The 20,984-nt window shown below is 51.2% G+C and carries 15 protein-coding genes; 11 read left to right on the top strand and 4 right to left on the bottom strand.

Annotated elements, in window-relative coordinates:
- Window positions 1-183: 183 nt before the first annotated feature.
- Window positions 184-1,275 (top strand): DUF6268 family outer membrane beta-barrel protein, encoded by a 1,092-nt coding sequence (locus ACN0YN_RS23960; RefSeq protein WP_417387561.1) that lies wholly within the window; start codon window positions 184-186, stop codon window positions 1,273-1,275.
- A gap of 3 nt (window positions 1,276-1,278) precedes the next feature.
- Here the strand turns inward: ACN0YN_RS23960 and ACN0YN_RS23965 are convergent, their stop codons facing one another.
- Window positions 1,279-2,382 carry a Gfo/Idh/MocA family protein gene (locus ACN0YN_RS23965; RefSeq protein ID WP_417387562.1) on the bottom strand — a complete coding sequence of 368 codons (1,104 nt, stop codon included), beginning with the start codon at window positions 2,380-2,382 and terminating at the stop codon, window positions 1,279-1,281.
- Window positions 2,383-2,429: 47 nt separating this feature from the next.
- Window positions 2,430-3,698 (bottom strand): CCA tRNA nucleotidyltransferase, encoded by a 1,269-nt coding sequence (locus ACN0YN_RS23970; RefSeq protein WP_417387563.1) that lies wholly within the window; start codon window positions 3,696-3,698, stop codon window positions 2,430-2,432.
- A gap of 302 nt (window positions 3,699-4,000) precedes the next feature.
- Between ACN0YN_RS23970 and ACN0YN_RS23975 the strand changes: the two genes are divergently transcribed.
- The 8 genes from ACN0YN_RS23975 (at window position 4,001) to hemA (ending at window position 14,322) form a co-directional block, all read left to right on the top strand.
- Complete coding sequence (locus ACN0YN_RS23975) at window positions 4,001-4,363, top strand: hypothetical protein (RefSeq protein WP_417387564.1); 363 nt, start codon at window positions 4,001-4,003, stop codon at window positions 4,361-4,363.
- A gap of 303 nt (window positions 4,364-4,666) precedes the next feature.
- Complete coding sequence (locus ACN0YN_RS23980; protein ID WP_417387565.1) at window positions 4,667-5,335, top strand: TetR/AcrR family transcriptional regulator; 669 nt, start codon at window positions 4,667-4,669, stop codon at window positions 5,333-5,335.
- Window positions 5,336-5,492: 157 nt separating this feature from the next.
- Window positions 5,493-6,935: an efflux RND transporter periplasmic adaptor subunit gene (locus ACN0YN_RS23985; RefSeq protein ID WP_417387566.1), complete on the top strand. Its 1,443-nt coding sequence runs from the start codon at window positions 5,493-5,495 to the stop codon at window positions 6,933-6,935.
- Entirely contained in the window at window positions 6,932-10,165 is a 3,234-nt protein-coding gene (locus tag ACN0YN_RS23990) for an efflux RND transporter permease subunit (RefSeq protein ID WP_417387567.1), read from the top strand. Before ACN0YN_RS23985 ends, ACN0YN_RS23990 begins: the two co-directional genes overlap by 4 nt.
- A gap of 125 nt (window positions 10,166-10,290) precedes the next feature.
- Window positions 10,291-10,671 carry an aspartate 1-decarboxylase gene (panD, locus tag ACN0YN_RS23995; RefSeq protein ID WP_417387650.1) on the top strand — a complete coding sequence of 127 codons (381 nt, stop codon included), beginning with the start codon at window positions 10,291-10,293 and terminating at the stop codon, window positions 10,669-10,671.
- 314 nt (window positions 10,672-10,985) lie between these two features.
- Window positions 10,986-12,026 (top strand): sigma-54 interaction domain-containing protein, encoded by a 1,041-nt coding sequence (locus tag ACN0YN_RS24000; protein WP_417387568.1) that lies wholly within the window; start codon window positions 10,986-10,988, stop codon window positions 12,024-12,026.
- A gap of 110 nt (window positions 12,027-12,136) precedes the next feature.
- The gene (gene ccsA / locus ACN0YN_RS24005) at window positions 12,137-13,045 is read left to right on the top strand and encodes a cytochrome c biogenesis protein CcsA (RefSeq protein ID WP_417387569.1); all 909 of its coding nucleotides are present in this window, start codon (window positions 12,137-12,139) and stop codon (window positions 13,043-13,045) included.
- Window positions 13,042-14,322, top strand: a complete 1,281-nt coding sequence (hemA, locus tag ACN0YN_RS24010; RefSeq protein ID WP_417387570.1) for a glutamyl-tRNA reductase — start codon at window positions 13,042-13,044, stop codon at window positions 14,320-14,322. The genes ccsA and hemA overlap by 4 nt, the downstream gene beginning before the upstream one ends.
- Here hemA and ACN0YN_RS24015 read toward each other — a convergent pair.
- Entirely contained in the window at window positions 14,302-14,808 is a 507-nt protein-coding gene (locus tag ACN0YN_RS24015; protein WP_417387571.1) for a DUF4149 domain-containing protein, read from the bottom strand. The genes hemA and ACN0YN_RS24015 overlap by 21 nt on opposite strands.
- 451 nt (window positions 14,809-15,259) lie before the next feature.
- Between ACN0YN_RS24015 and ACN0YN_RS24020 the strand changes: the two genes are divergently transcribed.
- Window positions 15,260-18,322, top strand: coding sequence for a PVC-type heme-binding CxxCH protein (locus ACN0YN_RS24020; RefSeq protein WP_417387572.1), 3,063 nt, complete (start codon window positions 15,260-15,262; stop codon window positions 18,320-18,322).
- Between the two features lie 8 nt (window positions 18,323-18,330).
- Here the strand turns inward: ACN0YN_RS24020 and queA are convergent, their stop codons facing one another.
- Window positions 18,331-19,386, bottom strand: coding sequence for a tRNA preQ1(34) S-adenosylmethionine ribosyltransferase-isomerase QueA (gene queA / locus ACN0YN_RS24025; protein WP_417387573.1), 1,056 nt, complete (start codon window positions 19,384-19,386; stop codon window positions 18,331-18,333).
- 352 nt (window positions 19,387-19,738) lie between these two features.
- Between queA and ACN0YN_RS24030 the strand changes: the two genes are divergently transcribed.
- Window positions 19,739-20,860, top strand: a complete 1,122-nt coding sequence (locus ACN0YN_RS24030; protein WP_417387574.1) for a glycosyltransferase — start codon at window positions 19,739-19,741, stop codon at window positions 20,858-20,860.
- The last annotated feature ends 124 nt before the right edge of the window (window positions 20,861-20,984 follow it).

Here is a 20,984-nt window from a genome sequence, read left to right on the forward strand (position 1 = left end):
GAGATCCATACAATCGGGATTCGGCTTGACCTTAAATTCAATCCCTGATATTTCACCCGGTACTCACTACTACCTCTCTCAAAATTTCTCCCCTTTCCACCTCTTATCTATCTGACTCTGGTCCCCTTATCCGGGCTGAGAGAATGATTTCCAGATAAAATCGTCAATTTGGGAAAATCAGTCATGTTGTATCAGTCCCGCCAGGCTGTGTTTCTGGTTGTCGCCCTGTGTGCGTTCAGCATGGGGAGTGCCGATGGTACGGCATGGGCTCAGGGTTCGTCTGTTCAATCGCGGAGTAAACTGGTTGCAGACAGATCGCAGACACTGCAGCATCAAACGATTTTCATGCCGCGCGATGTCGAAATCGAACAGGTGAGTCAGTCTCCGCAGGTTCCCAATGTACTGGACGCGGAGTCGCGCGAAGCATTAGGAATTCCCCCGCAGTTGCTGGAAGACGATCAGGTTTGGGCTGATCCGGACGATGACTGTGTCGACTGTGATGCGATTGTGCCCCTCATCTCTCATAAGCAGGGGGATGCGGGAGTGACATGGTTGCCGGGGACCGATAATGACCTGGGGATTTTCAGTATCAATTTGTCTGAAACGATCGATTTTCCGCGGTTTGAAGGTTTCTCGGTGACGCCTTATTTCGGCGTGCATTATCTGGATGGTCCGGTACAGACGGATTTACCAGCGCGAGTTTACGATACCTCGGTGGCCTTTCGCTGGTTTAAAAAACATAACGAAAAATGGTCCTATGAGCTGGAAGTCGCTCCCGGGGTTTACAGCGATTTCAAAAATGTGACATCCGATTCTCTGCGAATTACTGGTAGGGGGCTCGCCTATTATGTGCATTCCCGCTCCAAGCAGTTCGTCATGGGGGTTGTGTATCTGGATCGTGAAAACATCAAAATGCTGCCTGCAGCGGGGATGATCATGTGGTTCAGCGAAGGATCACGCCTCGAACTGATCTTCCCCAAACCGAAATTCACGTATCGTATCGAAAAAACAGACACACTTGAGCGGTGGGCCTATGTTGCTGGTGAGTTTGGCGGTGGTTCGTGGGGTATTCGGCGTGGTCCATCGGGAATTGATGACATCGCCACCTACAGCGATCTGCGTTTAATCGGCGGTCTCGAAACGAAACACACCGGCGGAATGATCAGCAAGTTCGAAGTCGGATTCGTCTTCGATCGAAAGTTGGAATACAAATCCGACATCGGCAATTACGATATTTCGCCGACCGGGATGGTGCGTTACCAGCTGACCTTCTGATGCTTACAGGTCGCAGTTGATGTCGATCCAGGTCCGTTTGTCGAACGATTCAAGTACGGAGTCAGCAACGAGCTGAGCCGAAGCACCGTGATCAAAACCGGGAATCGCATCCCGTTCTTCCACAATCGCAGAGACGAATTCATAGACCAGGTCGTAACGGAAGACGGTGCTGGGGACCCCTTCGTGAGGCTTACGCGGGCTGCCTTCAATGACCAGGAATTCTTCGGGGACAGGCAGTTTTTCCATGGTTTGCCCCGGTTTGCCGATCAGAATATTGTTGGGATCGGTCAACTGATAGGCGGCGGAACCTTCGGAACCGTTGACCTCGGCCCATTCGTAACCGAAGCCATCGTTGTGGTAGCCTTTCATCAGGGTGCTGCCTTCCCAGACTCCCACAGCTCCGTTTTCGAACTGACCAATCAGGGATGACCAGTCATCCACTTCAGACGGTTCGCAAGGCTGCCCGTCCGCGGTTTTATCCCGGGGAACAAACTGGGCGACAGCACCGCAGATGCTTTTGATCGGCCCCAGCAGGTCCTGTGCGAAGTCGATGCGGTGAATCGTCATGTCAAACAGGTCACCGGCACCGGCCAGTTTTTTACTCTGTCGCCAGCCCCAACTGGATTCAGGCCAGTCGAGAAAACGCTGGCTGCGAAAATGACGGGGGACACCCAGGGCACCAGATTCAACCAGGTGTTTCACATACCGCATCGAGGGAGCGAAGCGATAAGTGAAAGCCGTCATGTGACGCAGGTTGGCATCCCGGGCAGCCCGGTACATTTCAGCCGATTCCGTGTAATTCAGGCCCAGTGGCTTTTCACACATCACATGTTTGCCCCCTTTGATGCAGGCTAACGCGATTTCGTGATGAGTGAAATTCGGGGTCGCAATGATCACGGCATCCACATCAGGGTCTTCTGCCATGTCTTCAAAACGTGTCGAAACTTTGGTTTTTCCCCAGTCGGTCTGACGTTGCGCCAGCAGTTCTGAGTTCGGATCGCAGATGGAAACCAGTTCCGCGCGGGGATCTAAATTGATGCCGGGAACATGATGGTAATCGGATACGGCGCCTGCTCCAATGATTCCGATACGAACTAAATCAGACATGAGAAAACCTTAACGAACGACTGTGAATGAAATTTGGAATACGATATTTATTTCTGAAGGAGCTGGCTTAACAGCGCCAATGCTTCTTCCTGTGTGTGAATCTGTTCTTCCAACTGGGCATCCTGAACCTGCGTCAGCAGCTTTTTGAATTGAGGACCCGTTTTGATGCCCAGGTCAATCAGATCATTTCCTGAGATCAGAGGAGGGGGATTCAAGACCTCTCTGGGAGTATGATCACGATACTGACGGCAAAATTCAAGGTCGTCCAGTGGTAGATTTCGAGAACGTAAATCGGCGGCAACCAGTTCAAATAGATGCGGACAATCCTCGTGTGCCAGCAGGCGTTTGAGCTGAGACAGCTTCATGTTCGGGGCCTTTTCCAGGCTGTTTCGCTGCTGAACCAGCCAGTGGACCAGATTCAGGGACTGGTTGGAAAATCGCAGACGTTTACAGATCTCATAGAGTTCCTCCAGTCGCTCAGCGGGGCCGGCAGCGGGTAAATCCAGCAGCAGCGTCGCGAAAGCGGTTTCAAAGCTGTGTGCGTTGACCCGTTTCAATCGGTCGAGTGTCAGCGGCCAGAGGTTCTGGTTTTCTGCGGATTCCCAGAGGGGAGCCAGTTCTGGCAGAATCTGTTTGAGCAGACCGGTTTCGTGAACCAGGGCAATCGCCTGGCTGCGAGTGGGGTGAACCAGCATCTTGCGCAGCTCATCGGCAATTCTTTCGGGGCTGACGACATTGAGCTGATCTGACATCGTTTGAACTGCCTGGCGCGTCGTTTCTTCCAGTTGAAAGTGGAGCGTGGCTGCAAACCGAATAGCGCGGAGCAGGCGGAGTTTATCTTCCTGCATCCGTTCCAGAGGATTACCGATCGCACGGATGATGTGCTGGTTGAGATCCGCTTTCCCTCCCACATAATCGAAGATCGAGTCATTGATGGGATCGTAAAACATGCCGTTGATGGTGAAATCCCGGCGCTGGGCATCTTCTTCCGCTGTCGTGAATTTCACATGTTCGGGGCGCCTGCCATCCAGGTAAGGGCCTTCACTGCGGAACGTGGCCACTTCCACATCACAGTCCGGCTGATGTCCGCGAACGATGATGACTCCAAAGCTGGCACCGACTGCCAGTGTGTGACGTTTACCAAACAGGGTGCGCACTTCCTCCGGGAGCGCATTTGTGGCGACGTCGAAATCTTTGGGTTCTTTCTGTAGCAGAAGATCACGTACACAGCCGCCTGCCCATAAGGCCTGGAAGCCGGCGTCTCGTAATCTGCGGACGACTTCAACTGCGGTAATATACGGATCTGTGTGTTTCATGGAGCCAGGGGATTCAATGGGATTCAGAAAAAGTACTTATATGGAACGATGATAGCAAGTTCTGTTCAGATATCGACTTATGGTACTTGTTTTTTAGGACTTTCCAGAGAGTCGACCTGAAATGCTGGACTGTGAATGAGTTAAATGGACAGTAAAGCCGCCGCTCAGGTTCAAAAACGGACTTCGCAAAAGTGGGTTCATTTCGTATGATTTAATAGTCCATTTTGTTTCCATCTGGTTGATGAGAGGTCTCACACACTCATGGCACTCACGAGTACCAGTCTTTTTCAGGAACATTACTTTTGGAAGGTACCCACGGAATACGTTTTGAGGGAACCCGCTTCTGGGTTCTCCATCGTAGAAGAGAATTTGGTCCGTTCGACTATGAATGGAGCAAAGATTTCTCTGGCGTGGAATTTATGTACCATGATCAGAAGTTTGGTGAATATTGCAGTGCCGAGGAGATCTTCGCTGATTTAAGGCAATTTTCGCTGCCGATGCGCGTCGTCGAAGTTGCCAGTCTCACGATCGGGATGGTCCTGTACGGGATTTTGAACGGACTTCCGCAGCATCTATGGAGAGAACTTCTCAGGCAGCGGCTTGATGAATCCGGGTTTGAGCGGTTTGATATCCGCGAAGAAGGTCCCGAACGCTTTGCCAGTTGATCGAACCGCCTTTTGATCGAACCAGGATCTGAAGTGCTGAATTCGGCCAGGATCTGCCGCTGAGAAGCGAATTCCACTCAAAAGTCGCGGACACACTCTAATTGCAGCATTGTTTTATAAGTATTTTAAAAATAATAGTTTAAGCAGCTGTTATTTCATTTTCAAAAATACTATTTGAATTTAAACACGTGTTTAATACAATTGTTTTAAACGGCGGGTTTAACGATTCTACCAGCCAGTCTCAAATCACTCGATTGTCAGATTGACCTGTCAGCGCTACAAAGAACTGGAACATCACCACTCATGTCTACCATTAATGTCCGTGAAAAACTGCTGGAGGTGGCAGGGCCTGTTTTCTCAGAGAAAGGTTTTGAGAAAGCAACGGTTCGTGAAATCTGTCAGAAAGCGGATGTCAATGTGGCGAGTGTCAATTATTATTTTGGCGATAAAGAGCAGCTTTACCTGGAAGTCATCTGTCTGGCAAAGCAGATGGGCGTTTCCCGGGCACCTTTACCGGAATGGAATGAGCATACTCCCCCTGAACAAAAATTAGAGGATTGGGTCATAACACTGGTGAGACGCATGTTGGGAACGGGAGAACTTTCCTGGAGCAATCATCTGATTATGCGCGAAGTACTCAGGCCGACACGGGCCTGTGAGCATCTGGTTCAGGAACTGTTCCGACCGTTTGTGAACATTGCCGACAAAATCCTGCTGGAGATTCTGGGAGATGACGTACCTGACTACCGACGGATGCAGTGTATCTTCAGTATTGCCGCTCAATGTCAGTTCTATCGTGTGTCAGGCAGTCTGGTGACTTTGATGCTTGGAGAGGAAGAACAGAAAGCGCATTACAATACCGAACAAATTATTGAACATATTCTGCAGTTTTCTCTGTCAGCAATCAAAAATCTGAAACACGAATACCTCTCTTCAGAAATGGAATCTTCTTCATCACTTAACCAGATCTGAACCGATCCGATGCACAATCGGAAAACTTGTAATAAAACTGAGTCGAATTTAAAACGGAACTCTCTGAATCAAAGTATTAATGCCAGGCGACTGGAATTGGCTTTACGCGTTTCACTGTCAATTTCATTTGTGATGCAATTCACGATAGAAAATAATCATGTCAGACTTCAAAACTAAGAAATCAGGCAGCTTTTATAAGAAGCTGAAGCATTTCATGCTTCCGGTGATCATTTTAGCCGCAGGCGGCGGCAGCCTGGTCGTCTTGATGGCGATGAAAAAAGAGCCGGAACAGAGTCAGAAACTTTTGTCCCAGAATGCACCGCTGGTTTTAACCCAGCCTGTGACGCTGACAGATTCCGGGTTCTCCGTGACTGTGGATGGATCGGTGGTTCCTTCCCGCGAAGTGAAGCTGGCGGCGGAAGTCGCAGGCAGGGTGATCCTGACTCGCGATGGATGTAAGGTCGGCAACCTGGTTCGTAAAGCAACTGACAAGGAGCGAGCGGCAGAGGGGACAGAAAATCTGTTAATCCAGATTGATCCCGAGAACTACGAACTCGAGGTCAAGCGACTGACTCAGGAGCATGCTCAAGCCCAGGATGCCATCGACGAACTGGAAGTCGAGATCGATAACTCCAAAGCGATGATTGATCTGGCACACGAAGAAGTACGTCTGCAGAAAACGCACCTGGACCGGGTGGAAAAACTAAGAGCCAGAAATGTGGTTTCCGATACCGAATTTGAGGAAGCCAAACGGAGTGAGCTGGCGGCGCGCAATGCGCTGCAGAAAATCACCAATGAAGCCGATCTGCTGCGATCCAAACGGCAGCGTATGATGCATGCCCGCGATCTGGTAGGCGTGCAACTGTCTCGTGCCAAACTGGATCTCAGCCGCACCCGGATCTATTCACCGATTAATGGGGTCATCGTTGAGGACTCCGTCGAGAAAGATGGTTATGTCAAAGTTGGTGACCCGCTGGTGACCATTGAAGATACTTCTGCTGTCGAAGTGAGCATCGATCTGCGGATGGAAGAACTCTATCTGCTCTGGCAGCATGCGGCTCAATCAGCTCAGGGGAATAAAAAACTCCCGGATCAGCCCAATCGACATGATCTGGGATATCAACTGCCACAACTGCCCGTCAAAGTGTCTTACGAACTGGGCGGACGCAAGTTTGTCTGGGATGGTGAACTGTCCCGGTTCGACGGGATCGGACTGGATGAAAAAACGAGAACGGTCCCCTGTCGGATTGTGGTCTCTGACCCGAGGCCTTCTGCCATCCTGGTGAATGGTCAGCCAACCAGCCAGGTTGTCGGAGCGCCTCCGCTGACACGCGGAATGTTTGTCGTGATTGACATTCCCCTCAAGGGAAATGTCTCCCTGTTTGAAATTCCCGAGATGGCTATTCGTCCGGGAAATCTGGTCTGGGTCGTCCGCGATGGCAAGCTGCATTCCGAGAAAGTCCGCGTGGTCGACATCAGCGGCGATCAGATGCTGGTTGAACAGGGCGCATCGGGGTTGAAACCGGGAGACCGGGTTGTGATCTCGCCCCTCAGTACAGCAAATGAAGGCATGCCGGTGACTGAGGGAGACTCAGAATGAGGTCAATCATCAAATGGGCCATCAATAACTCCCCGGCCATGAATACTTTGATGGTGACCGTGCTGGGGGTCGGCCTGGTTTCACTGATGATGATGCGGCGTGAAGTCTTTCCGGAATTTGAACTGGAAATCATTCTGGTCTCAGTCCCATACCCTGGTGCCAGTCCCGATGAAGTCGAAGAAGGCATCTGCCAGAAAATGGAAGAGGCCGTTCGCGCGATTGATGGCATCAAAAAAATGACATCGATTGCCAATGAAGGCTCGGGGTCGATTGTTCTGGAATTACGGGCGGATGTTCCCGATGTGCAGAAAATTCTGAACGAGGTGCGTTCCGAAATCGATCGCATTCCCAGTTTTCCGGAGCTGGCGGAAGATCCGGAGATTCAGCAGATCACGTTTCGACAGGTGGCGATCGAAGTTGCGGTGATCGGACCGGAGGTTCGAAACGAAAACAGTGCGCTGGAATTGCGCAATGTGGCAGAAAATATTCGCGATCGCCTGATGATGCTGAAATCGGTTTCGCAGGCCAATATTGCCGGGGCACGTGATTATCAGATTGATATCGAGATTCCGGAAGCGACCCTGCGAAAATATGGGCTGACCTTACAGGATGTGGCGCGAACCGTACGCAGAGAAAATCTGGAACTGCCCGGTGGAAAGCTGAATACCGCTTCCGAGGTCGTATTAGTACGCGGCAAAAATAAACACCTGACTGGCCGGGAAATTGAGAAGATCCCCCTCGTGACGGAACCAGGGGGAGTCGTACTGACCGTAGGCGACCTGGGGCACGTTCACGACGAATTTGCTGACACGACGATGATCAGCGAAATCAACGGCAAGCCGGCTTTGTCGGTCGCCGTGGAACGCACCAGTCAGGAGGATCTGCTGGCTATCGTAGAAGAAGTCAGGGCATTTGTTGAGACTGAGAAGTTACCTCCCGGATATTCACTGAAACTATGGAAAGATCAGTCTGTCGATGTGAAGGACCGTATGGACCTGTTGACCCGGAACGGTTTTCAGGGACTGATCCTGGTATTCATCACGCTGGCGATTTTTCTGGAATTCCGGCTGGCATTCTGGGTGGCGCTGGGGATTCCGATTTCGATGTTTGGTGCCTGTATTGTTCTGTACTACACCGGACAGACATTGAATATGCTTTCGATGTTTGCCTTCCTGATGGCGCTGGGGATTGTTGTCGACGATGCGATCGTGGTGGGTGAGAACATTTACGAACATCGACAGATGGGGAAGTCATTCGTGACTGCTGCCATTGATGGTGCCTCCGAAGTATTGCCGTCAGTCTGTGCCTCGGTTTCTACGACAGTGATCGCGTTCATGCCTCTGCTGTTCGTCTCCGGGATTATGGGAAAATTCATCGCGGTGATGCCGATCGCGGTGATTGCCATGCTGTTGATTTCTTTGATGGAGAGTACGTTTATTCTTCCCTGCCACCTGGCTCATGCGAGACAGCCGAAGGACGGGGAAGTTCAGAAACAGGAAGCCGGATTCGTCAGTCGCAAACTGGAATGGTTTATTGACCGCTGCTACCTGCCTGTCCTCAAGGCGGCGTTGAATTATCCTTCGTCGGCTCTGGCAGTCGCCGGGGCTTTGATGCTGTTGTCTGCAGGGTTAATTATGGGCGGGTTCGCGCCGTTCAATATTTTTCCCAAGACCGATTTCCGCATGATTGAAGCCACGGTTGAATATCCGGACGGAACGCCGCAGTCAATTACCGGAGAGATGACCCGGAGAATACAGGAAGAATTTGAAGCTCTGGATCGAGAATATCAGCAGGAGTATGGCAATTCCCTGATCAAGCTTGTGAGGCGGAACGTTGGTTTCGGAACGCGTGATGAATCGGGAGCCAATTTGGGAGGATCTGTCGAGGGGAGCCATGTCGGAAAAGTCAGTGTCGAGATCGTAGAAGCCGAGGAACGCACGCTGGGCAGTGAAGAGATCCTCGATATGTGGAGAGAGCGTGTCGGGAAAATCCCGGGGGTCGACCGACTGACTTTCAATTCACCTTCCATGGGGCCGGGAGGCAAGCCGATCGAATTCAAACTGCTGGCGGATGGAAAACATATTTCAGAGCTGGAGGCGGCAGTCGAAGCCTGTAAACGGGAACTGGAAACCTATCCGGGTGTGAAAGATGTCAACGACGATTCCAGTCCTGGTAAATGGGAATTTCAAATCAAGATTAAAGATAAAGCGCGGGCGATGGGAATTCCCCTGGCCGATGTCGCAGAGACAGTGCGTGCCACCTACTACGGTGAAGAGGTCATGCGTCTGCAGCGGGGACGTCACGAAGTCAAGCTGATGGTGCGTTATCCGGAAGAGGAGCGAAAATCATTATCGAGTTTCGATGACATTCGCATTCGCACCGGCGACGGAGCAGAACGTCCCCTGACAGAACTGGCAGATGTGACGGTGAAACGCGGCTACTCAGAAATCAATCGAATTGATCAGCAGCGATCGATTACCGTCTCTTCCGATTTGAATGAAAAAGAGGGGAATGCACGCGAGATCGTCAAGTCTCTGAAAAAGTCGGGAGGCTTTATGGATCAGTTACTCGCAGAGTACCCGAATGTCAATGTCCGCTGGGAAGGGCAGCAGGAACAGACGGATGAATCGGTCAACAGTCTGATTGTGGGGCTGATGATCGCTCTGGCATCCATGTTCGCGCTGCTGACTGTGGAATTTCGCTCTTACGTGCAGCCGTTGATCATTCTGGGCATTATTCCCCTGGGGATTATCGGTGCCGTATTTGGCCATGCAATTCTGGGAATGGAATTGACGCTGTTTTCGCTGTTCGGTCTGGTCGCTTTGACAGGTGTCGTGGTCAATGATTCGATTGTTCTGATCGATTTTATCAACCATCGTGTCGCAGACGGCCTCCCGTTACGCGAAGCCTTGATCGACGCAGGCCGTCGTCGCTTTCGGCCTGTGCTGCTGACTTCCATGACGACAATCGTCGGGTTAGCACCCATTCTGAAAGAGACTTCCTTTCAGGCACAGATTATTATTCCGATGGCTGCCAGCCTGATTTTTGGTCTGATGCTGGCGACCGTGCTGGTGCTGTTCCTGATTCCCACCTATTACTATCTCTATGCCCGTGCACTGGGAGCCCAGGCAGATGAACCCTGGATCCGTAATAGTGATGGAAACGAAGAGGGGGCTGCCTATAATAGAAGTGAGGATCCGGTTTCAGGTCCAGTACACATCCAGACTTGAAAATACGATCTTGTGATCAAATGGATATATTCTTGATAATCATTAAGGCGAATGGTTACTATACGCCGATCCTTTGAGTCTGTATCCCGTTAAAAAGAAGTCTGACTTCTTTCAGGTTAAGAATGATGAAGCGCGTTTTATTGAAATCAAAAATACACCGGGCAACGGTTACTGAAGCGAATCTGGCTTACAACGGCAGTGTGACCATTGACCGGGAACTCATGGATGCTGCAGATATCGTCGAATACGAGCAGGTGCAGATTTACAATATCACTTCCGGGACTCGATTGACGACTTACGCCATCATTGGCGAGCCCGGCTCAGGCGTGATCTGTATCAACGGTGCCGCCGCCCACCTGGTCAAACCTCAGGATCTGGTGATCATCGCCAGTTATGCTGAGTATAAAGAGAAAGAAGCACGCCAGCACCAGCCGAAAGTTGTGCTCGTCGATTCGCAGAACGCTCAGGTCACTCCGGAAGTCGCTGCCATCTCAAGTCCGGAATAATGTGCGACTATTGCGTGCACTGTGCTTAAAAAAAGTGCAGTCACGAGGGTTGTGGCGATCTGGTCCGATCAAATACTGTTGATTTATAAAAAATACAGGTCTACCTCTTTCCTCTTCTTACGCATCAGAATATCATATCGCTGCGTTCGCCATCTTTTTGAGCATGTGGTTGCAATCTTTTCATGCTGGTTAACAGGGAGTTCGAGTTCTTTCGGAAAGCCAGTCATCCGAAAGCTTTGCGATTCCAATACCTTACTGAGTTGCCTCTTTGATACTTTTTCCCTGTGAATGAATAGGATTTTCCAAAAGAAAGAATGGAAGACGATCGCCCCATTTTAGAAGATATGGTCGGTTTAAGTCCGGCCATGAGGAATATCTATCGATTGACCCGCCGCGCTGCAGCCACGTCATCTACTGTGTTATTAACAGGAGAAACGGGGACTGGTAAAGAATTAATTGCCCGCGCGATTCATGAACTCAGTCCGCGCGCCACCGGTCCGTTTATTCGTGTGAACTGTGGCGCACTCAGTGAAAGTCTGCTCGAAAGCGAACTGTTCGGGCACATCAAAGGGGCATTTACCAGTGCCGTCGAAAATCGTACGGGCCGATTTGAAGCGGCTCACGGGGGAACGATTTTCCTGGACGAAATCAATTCGGTCAGTTTTACCCTGCAGGTGAAGTTGTTACGGGTTTTACAGGAACACGAATTTGAACGCGTCGGTGATACGCGATCCATTCAGGTCGACTGTCGCATTGTCGCTGCCACGAACCGCGATCTGCTGGATGAAATCGAAGCAGAACGGTTTCGAGAGGACTTATATTACCGCCTGAACGTGATTCCGATTAACCTGCCTCCGCTGCGGGAGCGTGCGGAAGACATTCCCGAGCTGGTTCACTTTTTTGCCAAACAGTTTTCTGCAGAAGAGAAAATCCCGCTGCCGGAATTCTCTGAAGAAGTGTTATCGACTTTCAAGAATTACTCCTGGCCGGGAAATGTTCGCGAACTGCAGAACTATGTGGAGCGTCTGATCGTGCTTTCGGGGCTGGATGGTCCTTCACTGGACCTGTTGCCCGGACATGTCACCGGCAAATCGATTGCCCGTTCACTCCCGTCAAAAGCACAGGATCCGGAGACGATGTGTCGTGATCTGGTGAATATGGAACTGCAGCGAGTGGGAGAGTCGTCTACCGATGTCCATACTCAGATTGTATCACTTGTGGAAAAAGAAGTGATTCTGCAGGTTTTAAGGTCATGTCAGGGGGTCCAGACCAAGACAGCAACCCGTCTGGGGATCAACCGGAACACGCTGCATAAAAAAATCTCGGAGTACGAATTAGAATCCGAAGCAAGATGACTTGCCCTCAACCTGCTGTACAGCCCTATAATAGAGAGGCCGCTGGTGTCCCATCAGCGATGTAAAAAGCCCACCACTTTATTTCCTCTCTACCAGACAAAGTATCAGGCATGTTGTCGAAAGTGACCGTTTTCTGTTTTCTGGCCAGCTATCTGGTTGCCTTCGGACTGGAGGTCACTCGATTTCTGCGAAAAAAAAACGGCTTCCTGCGACCGCTGATTTTTCTGTTTTCGCTCGCTGGTCTGGTCGCTCAGACCGCGTATCTGCTGAATCGCGCCCGTGAAACCCAGTTGCCTCCGTTGCTCAGTTCCTCGCAGGACTGGCTGATTGTGTTTTCCTGGGTGCTGGTGGCCATCTTTCTGTTTATCAATCTGATTGATGAAGAATTATCGATCGGACTGTTTCTGATTCCGCTGGTACTGGCGCTGGTGATTTCCTCCTATTTTGTAGATAACGCCACCAACGCATTGATGGAACCTTCCATTCGTTCCTGGGCGATGCTGCACGCTTCCTTACTCGTGCTGGGGGGCGTGGGAATCGTACTCAGTTTTGTCCTGAGTCTGATGTATCTGATTCAGCATCGGCGCCTGAAGCAGAAACAGAATTTTTCGACGGGATTCAATCTTCCCAGTCTGGCAAAACTGTCGCGCCTGAATCGCTGGGCGCTCATGATTTCTGCACCGTTGATGACCATCGGCATGGGCATCGGCATCGGGCTGGGAGTTTACGTTCGCAAGGGCGCGCATGCCATTTCGTTTTTTGATCCGGTGATCATTGTGTATGAAGTGGTCTGGGTGGGAATGATGTTGAGCGTCATTCTGATCCTGCGGACCAGACAGCCTAATCAGAAACATATTGCCCAGCTGACAATCTGGACCGGAGGCCTGATACTGCTGACGGTGATTGGCATTCAGATCCTGTCGAATGTACGCATCCTGAAATTTGACTCGTGGCATTCACAATATAGCGCTCCCGTCATTAAAATTCATGACTCGACTGTTGAAAGGGTTGTGTCGTGAATCTGCAGGTCGTGTATTGTAATCATCAGACAGCGGGGCTGGATATTCGAGAAAAGCTGGCGTTCTCTTCCAAGGAGCAACTGGACCAGGCGTATTCCGTTTTAAAGCAATCGTATCCCGATACCGAAATCGTGGTGATCTCCACCTGTAACCGGGTAGAACTGTATACCGCTACACAGGATGCCGAGCTCGGTCCTTCGCATCAGGATCTGGCCCGGTTCTTCTCTGAATTCCATCAGGTCCCGGTCAGCGATTTCTTCGAGGATTTTCTGGAACGCACGGGCCCCGATGCAGTCCGGCATCTGTTTCAGGTCGCCTCCAGTCTCGACAGCATGGTGCTCGGCGAACCCCAGATTGTGAATCAGGTCAAAGAAGCCTACCAGCGTGCGACCGACAATGCGTTATGCGGACCATTGACGCATGCGCTGTTTCAACAGGCGATCCGGGTCTCTGCCCGGGTGCGAACTGAAACCCAGCTGGCGGAAGGCAGGGTTTCTATCGCCAGCGTGGCGGTGGGGACATTCGGCAAAGGGATTTTTGAACGGTTCGATGATAAGACCGTGTTGATTATCGGTGCCGGCGAAATGGCGGAAGAGACGTTGACGTATCTCAGAGATGAGGGGGTCAAGAAGATTGTGGTCGTGAACCGCAGCCTGGAAAACGCTCAGAAACTGGCAGGCAGGTGGGGTGGGGAAGCCCGGCCTTATGAGGAACTGGAAGATTGTCTGGCCGCCGCCGATGTGATCGTGAGTACCACAGGGGCATCACGGCCGATTGTCGATATTGCCTGTTTTGAACGGGTACTGAAGAAGTCCGGCAACAAAACATTCTTTATCCTGGATCTGGGAGCACCGCGCGATTTTGAGCCGGGGATCGGCCAGATCAACGACAATATCTTCCTGTATGATATCGATGATCTGGAAGCGACCTGCGAGAAGAATCGTCGGGCACGCCAGAAAGAAGTCGAGAAAGCTCTCGCGATTATCGACGAAGAAACCGAGCGTTTCATGCACGGCATCTATCACCGCGCGACGGGGCCGATCATCAAACAGCTCCGCGAACAATGGCACGATGTGCGCGAACAGGAAGTCGAAAAACTGTTCAGCAAGCTTTCGCATCTTGATGAAAAAGATCAGGAGTTAATCAAACGCTCGATTGAACAGATCGTCAACAAGCTGCTGCATCCGCCATTGGAAGTGCTGAGACAGGAAGCGCGGGAAGGAACGCCGCATGGTCTGCTCGACGCACTCAAACAGTTATTTCACATCCGCGACTGAAGTGGCTGTGCCGCTGTTCTCTGATTTCTGAGGGAGCAGGGGGCCGTTCACAAGAATGGCTGCGATCAACGCCAGAAGAATGTTGATGCTGTTGATGTACTTCGAGGCCTGATGGTAGTGATGGAACTGCGCGGGGCGCGGGCTGCCGGCCGGAGTGATCATCGATTCCAGCGGCGTGTAGATCCAGAAATAGTCGACCAGACTGATGGTCAGACTCAGCATGATCAGAATCGTGATCAGGTTCGCTTTTTTCCGGGACCACAGTTTTTTCGTTCGGAGTACCAGCGAACTTAGAAAAGAACCCGTTAAGAGCACCCAGGCGATCGTATAGTAAACGGGGAAATGCAGGGTTATCAGCTGGTCTCTGGTTAAGGAGTCAAACGGCTGAAAGGTGACATCCTGTACGCCATTGATCACAAAGATCACGGCGGCACCGACCCAGGCCGACAGACAGAAACGGATTAACACCAGGCTTGTTGACTGCATCGTTCACGTATGTTTCAAAAGGAGTTTCATTCCGGTTGCGATCATTTTCTGCTTCACTATTCACTTCGTATCAGGGTAAACGATTTCCGAGGGGAGTGAAAAGCCAATTGAGTTCCCGAGTGACTGAATCCCCAAAATAGCGGGCAGTCATAACGAAAAAACAGGAGAGTCTCGCTCCAGGCGTGCAATAGGTTTCGCTAAACGTTAATATTGTTTATAAATTATCAAAAAGCAGGTTCAAGTAAGATAGAGAGTCGTTACCCTGTCGGTTAGGATAGTTTCGAAGTAAGTAATTTTTTGTGATTTAAACTATTGGTCCATCAGTCCTGTTTTGACAGGTGGTCGATGTCAGGCGAGCACGCCAGCGAGCGTGCGGACCATTTCGACCAGCGTGCCATTCCAGGTCTGATAAGACACCAGAACTCCCTCTGTATTGTTACGGTGATCCAACATGAAATCAGCTACTTTTCAAGCGTTTAAACAGCCCGCCGGTGCAGGCAGCCATTCGATCCCGCGATTTTTCCGGAAGACTTTCCGCTGGGGCTCACTGGCTCTGGTGGCTGCAGTCTGTCTGAAGTTCTCTTTCGCTGCCGCTCCTGAGAAAAAAGAGGTCCCCAAATCTCCTTTGACTCCGGAAGAAAGCCTGAAACAGACGGTTGTGCATCCTGATTTTGAAATGCAGGTGGTGGCTGCTGAACCCAATGTCATCAATCCGGTGGCAGTTGCCTTTGATGAATCGGGCGTGCTCTGGGCCGTGGAAATGACAGATTATCCGCATGGTCCCAAGCCGGGCGAAGACCCAAAGAGCCGGATCAAACTGTTACGGGATAAAGATCAGGATGGCTTTTATGAGACTGCCACTGTCTTCGCTGACAAACTTCTGTTTGCGACTGGTATCCAACCCTGGAAAGGGGGACTGATTGTCACCCTGGCGGGGAAAGTGCAATACATGAAAGATACCGATGGAGACGACAAAGCGGACCTCGTCGAAACCTGGTTCACCGGATTTAAAGAAGAGAACTCTCAGTTGCGGGCCAATCACCCGACACTCGGTCTGGACAATCATGTTTATATCGCCAACGGTTTACGCGGCGGTTCGGTGATTGCCACACATCCCGAATGGAAAAAGAAGGCAGAGCAGGTTCCCATCAACGGACTGGATTTTCGTTTTCAGCCACTGACGGGAAAGTATGAATCGATCTCCGGAATCGGGCAGTTCGGTTTGACCTTTGATGATTACGGAAACCGCTTCGTCTGTTCCAACCGGAATCCCAATAAACATATCGTGCTGGAAAATCGGTATCTCAAGCGGAATCCTTACCTGGCTGTGAAGTCGGTTTATCATGATGTCTCTCCCGACGGCGAAGATTCCCGCGTGTACGCGATCAGCCGTACCTGGACCACTTCGACTCTGCACGCCGGTCAGTTTACCGCTGCCTGTGGCGTCACCATTTATCGGGGCGGGTTGTTTCCACACTCATTTTATGGCAACAGCTTCACTTGTGAGCCAACTGCGAATCTGGTGCACCGGGATGTGCTGACTCCGATGGGGGCGACTTACGATTCCAAATACGGACGCGATCAGGTGGAGTTCATCGCCAGCCGCGATGAATGGTTCCGCCCTGTCAACCTGGCCAATGGTCCTGACGGTGCTTTGTATCTGTGTGACATGTATCGTGCCGTGATTGAGCATCCCCAGTTTATGCCTGTCGAATTGAAAGAACGTTCCGACCTGAATGATGGAATCGATCGTGGCCGGATCTATCGCATTATTCCCAAGGGAGCGAAGATCGACAAAAATGTCTATACCTCTCTGAAAGATGCGACACCAAAACAGCTGGTAGCCGCATTGTCTTCAGAAAATGCCTGGCAGCGGGAAACCGCTTCCCGCCTGATCTTCGAACGCCAGGATGCCTCAATTCAACCTCAACTGGAACAACTGGTTTCCAGCGGCAAATCCGAACAGTCACGAGTTCATGCCCTGTGGGCACTGGAAGGACTGGGGAAACTGAGTGATGAGTTGATTGCGAAAGCATTGAAAGATCAGTCCCAGCGGGTGGTGGCTCAAGCAGTCAAATTGAGCGAACCCCGCTTGTCGCAGAATGACCAGCTGAAAGCAGAAGTCCTGTCACTGGTGAAGTCGGCGGAAGGCCCGCTGCGATTTCAACTGGCGATCAGTCTGGGGGAAGCAAAAGGCGGTTCTTCTACTGTGGATGAGTTAGCCAGCCTGATGCTGGAAGGGGCCAGTGATCCCTTTACGCGTGCGGCTGTATTGTCTTCTGCTCCCGAACAGACTGTGGAAATTTTCAAATCGTTCTTAAAGCAGCTGCAGTCCGGTGATGTGAAAACATCGGATCAGGCGGGAATCACAGATGCCGTCGGCGAAATGGCTGCCGTCATCGGTCCCCGGTTGAAACCTGAGGAAATTCAGGAAACGCTCGCCTTGATCGGCGTATTGAATTCCAATGCACTCCTGCCGTTGCAGATTTCAGGTTTTGAAGGACTGGGTAACAGTCTCAGACGACGTGGTAAGTCGATTACAGAATACCAGTCCAAACTGTCTGATGCAGATCAGCAGAATCTGAAAAAATTCTATCAGAAGATTGTGGATACAGCCGCGAATCCCAAAACCCCTACAGGGCAGCGTTTGAATGCCATCAGTATTTTACGGTTCGTTGGTTTTGAAACAGGTGGCGAAACGCTGCTGACCCTGATTCAGGATGGCAATTCGCAAGCCGTCAAAATTGCCGCCATTGAAGCGATCAGCCCTTATTCGGATCCTCGGATCGGTGAAATTCTAATGGATGGTTTTGCCACTCAGACTCCCGGCATGCGACGTGCGATTCTGGATGCGATGCTGGCAAATCAGGATCGTACTGGTCTGTTGCTGGATGCGATCGAGAAAGATCAGATCAAGATTTCGGAACTCGGTCCATCACGTTCCAGCAGTCTGCAGCGACATCGTAATCCTGAAATCAAAAAGCGGGCCGCTGCTCTGTTTGCTGCAGCAATTCCCGCGGATCGCCAGAAAGTACTGGCCGACTATCAGAAATCACTCAAACTGAAAGCCGATCCTCTGCAGGGCAAACTGGTGTTCGCCAAGAACTGTGTGACCTGCCACAAGATTGGCGACATGGGAGTCAACGTGGCTCCGGACATCGGGGACTCGCGGACCAAAACCCCGGAATATCTGCTGACCAATATTCTGGACCCGAACCGGGCCATCGACGCGAATTTCTTCAGCTACACGATCATCACGATTGATGGTGTGGTTCACACCGGGATCATTTCCTCCGACAGCGGGGCCTCCATTACCCTGACACAGCCGGAAGGAAAGACGATTACGATTCTGAAGGATGAAATCGACGAGATGAAATCGAACGGTGTCTCACTGATGCCAGTCGGTCTGGAGAAATCAATTGATCCACAGCAGATGGCTGACTTGATTTCCTTCATCAAAAACTGGCGTTATCTGGGGGGACAGGTTCCCAAAGAGATCGCCAAACCTCAGTAAAGCTGAGCCTATAAGATCAGCATGGCATCACCATAGCTGTAGAAGCGGTATTCTGCTTCTACAGCTTTTTTGTAGGCTTCGCGGATAAATTCCGAGCCGGCAAAAGCGCTCACCAGCACCAGCAACGTCGACTTGGGAAGATGGAAATTCGTCAGCAGACAATCGACGGCCTGAAACTGGTAGGGGGGATAAATGAAAATATCCGTCTCTCCCTGCCAGGCCTGCAGTGGTCCCTGTTGTGCGACGGATTCCAGTGTGCGAACACTGGTAGTGCCGACACAGACAATTCGGCCTCCCTGCTGGCGTGTCTGATTGAGCAGATCTGCGGAGGAGGCAGGTAACTCACACCACTCCGTATGCATTTTGTGCGCTTCGAGCGTCTCAACAGAGATGGGTTTAAAGGTTCCAATGCCGACATGCAGCGTCACGTTGGCAATGCTGGTTCCCCGTTGCGTACAGCGTTCGAGCAGCTCCGGCGTGAAATGCAATCCCGCAGTCGGAGCAGCCACCGCGCCTGGTTGAGCCGCATACACGGTCTGGTATCGTTCCCAGTCTTCCTCGGTCGCGAGTTCCCGTTTCATATAGGGGGGCAGAGGCATCGTGCCAAAATGCGCCAGCAGGCTGTGGTGATCTTCATCGGATCTTACCAGAGCAGTCCAGTAACCTTCCGCATCCTTTGACAATAATTTCAACGTGACCTGTTTCTCGAGTGACCGTTGATGCGCGGGACGCAATTCAATGATTTCGCCCGGATTCAACTTTCCCCGGGTCTTGCTCATCAATTTCCACTCGCCCAGGGAATTGGAACCCAGGTAGAGGCCTTCCCATTTTCCCCCCGTAGACTGGCGCGTGCCGAATAATCGTGCCGAGAGAACGCGGGTATTGTTCAAAACCAGACAGTCCTCCGGCTTTAAATATTCAGGCAGATCAGAAATCGAACCATGTGTGATGGACTGGGACTTGCGGTCGAGGATCAACAGGCGCGACTGATCCCGCTGCTGAGTCGGCTCGGTCGCGATCAATTCGGGAGGCAGTTCATAATCAAAGTCGTTTAAATCGGTCATTCAGCAAAGTTCCAGCTGGTTTTCAAGTAATCTATCGCTTATTCAGAGGGTGAAGGTCAGAGTCTGCTTCTGTCAGCATGAACAGGGATCATCGATCATTTCGTCGGCCAGACGGCGGAAAATGATGGATTTTAACGGAGGTTTTCATTTTCTCCGGATTCAATGAATACTAAATCCAGATCTAAGCTTGTCGCGCATTGGGACCTGCGAACAATAGACAGTCAGTGAACAAGAGAAAACGTCTCGACTTCCTGTTCCGAAGCGGGAATATCATACTGATAACGAGACAGTTATGAAACGGGATGCTTCCCGCATTCTGATAAAATCAGTGATGTGCTCAGAGAGATGATGTTTGGCTGATCCAACCAGACCCATTCCGATCGCGTTTTGTATTACCGGCCTGCAGCCCGGCGGCGCGGAACGTGCGCTGGTACAGATCGTCACGCGATTGAATCGGGAGCGCTGGGCACCGGTGGTCTACTCTCTGTCAGGGACCGGTCCCCTGGTGGAGCGACTGGAAGAAGCCGGGATTCCCACGGAAATCCTGCAGGTTCGGTCAGCCTGGGATGTGCGCATCATCAGGAAACTGGCACAGAAACTGAAAGTCCAGAAGCCGCTATTGCTGCAGACTTTTTTGTTTCACGCGAATCTGGCTGGTCGACTGGCAGGGAAGCTGGCAGGAATCCCGCATATCGTGTCCGGAATTCGCGTTTCAGAGAAACGGAAAAATGGACACCTGCTACTGGATCGACTCACCAATCGCCTGGTAGAGCTGAATATCTGTGTCAGCCAGTCGGTGGCTGATTTCTCGATTCAGCAGGGGAAACTGCCTGCTTCCAAGGTCATGGTGATTCCCAATGGCGTTGAGTTTGAATTATTTGATCAGGCGGAACCACTGGATTTAAGTCCCTGGGGAATTCCCAGTGGCGCGAAAGTCGTGTTGTTTGCCGGCAGACTGGATCCCCAGAAAGCACCCGATGATCTGTTAACAGCGTTTGAGCACTTCGCCCCGAAGGCGGCTGGTTTTCATCTGCTGTTTGCAGGGGAGGGACCGTTGAAAGCAGATCTGCAGCAGAAAGCGAATTCTCTATCCTGTGCAGATCGGATTCATTTTTGTGGCTGGCAGGCCCAGGTTCCTCAACTCATGCGGGCTGCCACCTGTCTTGTGTTGCCTTCCTTGTGGGAGGGAATGCCCAACGTGGTTCTGGAAGCGATGGCTTCCGGATTACCCGTCATTTCAACCCGCGTTGATGGTGTTTCTGAGCTGATTCAAAATGGGGAGCAGGGGACTCTGGTGGCGACGGGAAGTCCTGACGAGATCCAGCAGGCCCTCCAGGATCTGAACACCCAGCCTGCCAGGTTTACCAAAATGGCGAAGAGTGCGCAAGCTCTTGTGAAGAATGAGTTTACATGGGACTCAATTGCTGAGAAATACGACGGGATTTATACGAATCTGCTCTCTCTGGATGACTGATTTGGGACGAAATTCGGGCCTGAATTTCGACTTCCTGTAACAAAATTTAAAAATCAGCAAAGTCACAATTCCTGTTGTGATAAGTATCTAGGTCGATTCAGGTTCGCCGAGCTCTAACCCAGCT

The sequence above is a fragment of the Gimesia sp. genome (assembly GCF_048260065.1).
GTDB lineage: Bacteria > Planctomycetota > Planctomycetia > Planctomycetales > Planctomycetaceae > Gimesia.

Excerpts from the sequence above, each read along its gene's own strand:
- queA (WP_417387573.1), bottom strand. The coding sequence starts at position 19,386 with ATGACCGATTTAAACGACTTTGATTATGAACTGCCTCCCGAATTGATC.
- ACN0YN_RS23985 (WP_417387566.1), top strand. The coding sequence starts at position 5,493 with ATGTCAGACTTCAAAACTAAGAAATCAGGCAGCTTTTATAAGAAGCTG.
- ACN0YN_RS24015 (WP_417387571.1), bottom strand. The coding sequence starts at position 14,808 with ATGCAGTCAACAAGCCTGGTGTTAATCCGTTTCTGTCTGTCGGCCTGG.
- ACN0YN_RS23965 (WP_417387562.1), bottom strand. The coding sequence starts at position 2,382 with ATGTCTGATTTAGTTCGTATCGGAATCATTGGAGCAGGCGCCGTATCC.
- ACN0YN_RS23980 (WP_417387565.1), top strand. The coding sequence starts at position 4,667 with ATGTCTACCATTAATGTCCGTGAAAAACTGCTGGAGGTGGCAGGGCCT.
- ccsA (WP_417387569.1), top strand. The coding sequence starts at position 12,137 with ATGTTGTCGAAAGTGACCGTTTTCTGTTTTCTGGCCAGCTATCTGGTT.
- panD (WP_417387650.1), top strand. The coding sequence starts at position 10,291 with ATGAAGCGCGTTTTATTGAAATCAAAAATACACCGGGCAACGGTTACT.
- ACN0YN_RS23960 (WP_417387561.1), top strand. The coding sequence starts at position 184 with ATGTTGTATCAGTCCCGCCAGGCTGTGTTTCTGGTTGTCGCCCTGTGT.
- ACN0YN_RS23970 (WP_417387563.1), bottom strand. The coding sequence starts at position 3,698 with ATGAAACACACAGATCCGTATATTACCGCAGTTGAAGTCGTCCGCAGA.
- ACN0YN_RS23990 (WP_417387567.1), top strand. The coding sequence starts at position 6,932 with ATGAGGTCAATCATCAAATGGGCCATCAATAACTCCCCGGCCATGAAT.
- ACN0YN_RS24020 (WP_417387572.1), top strand. The coding sequence starts at position 15,260 with ATGAAATCAGCTACTTTTCAAGCGTTTAAACAGCCCGCCGGTGCAGGC.
- ACN0YN_RS24000 (WP_417387568.1), top strand. The coding sequence starts at position 10,986 with ATGGAAGACGATCGCCCCATTTTAGAAGATATGGTCGGTTTAAGTCCG.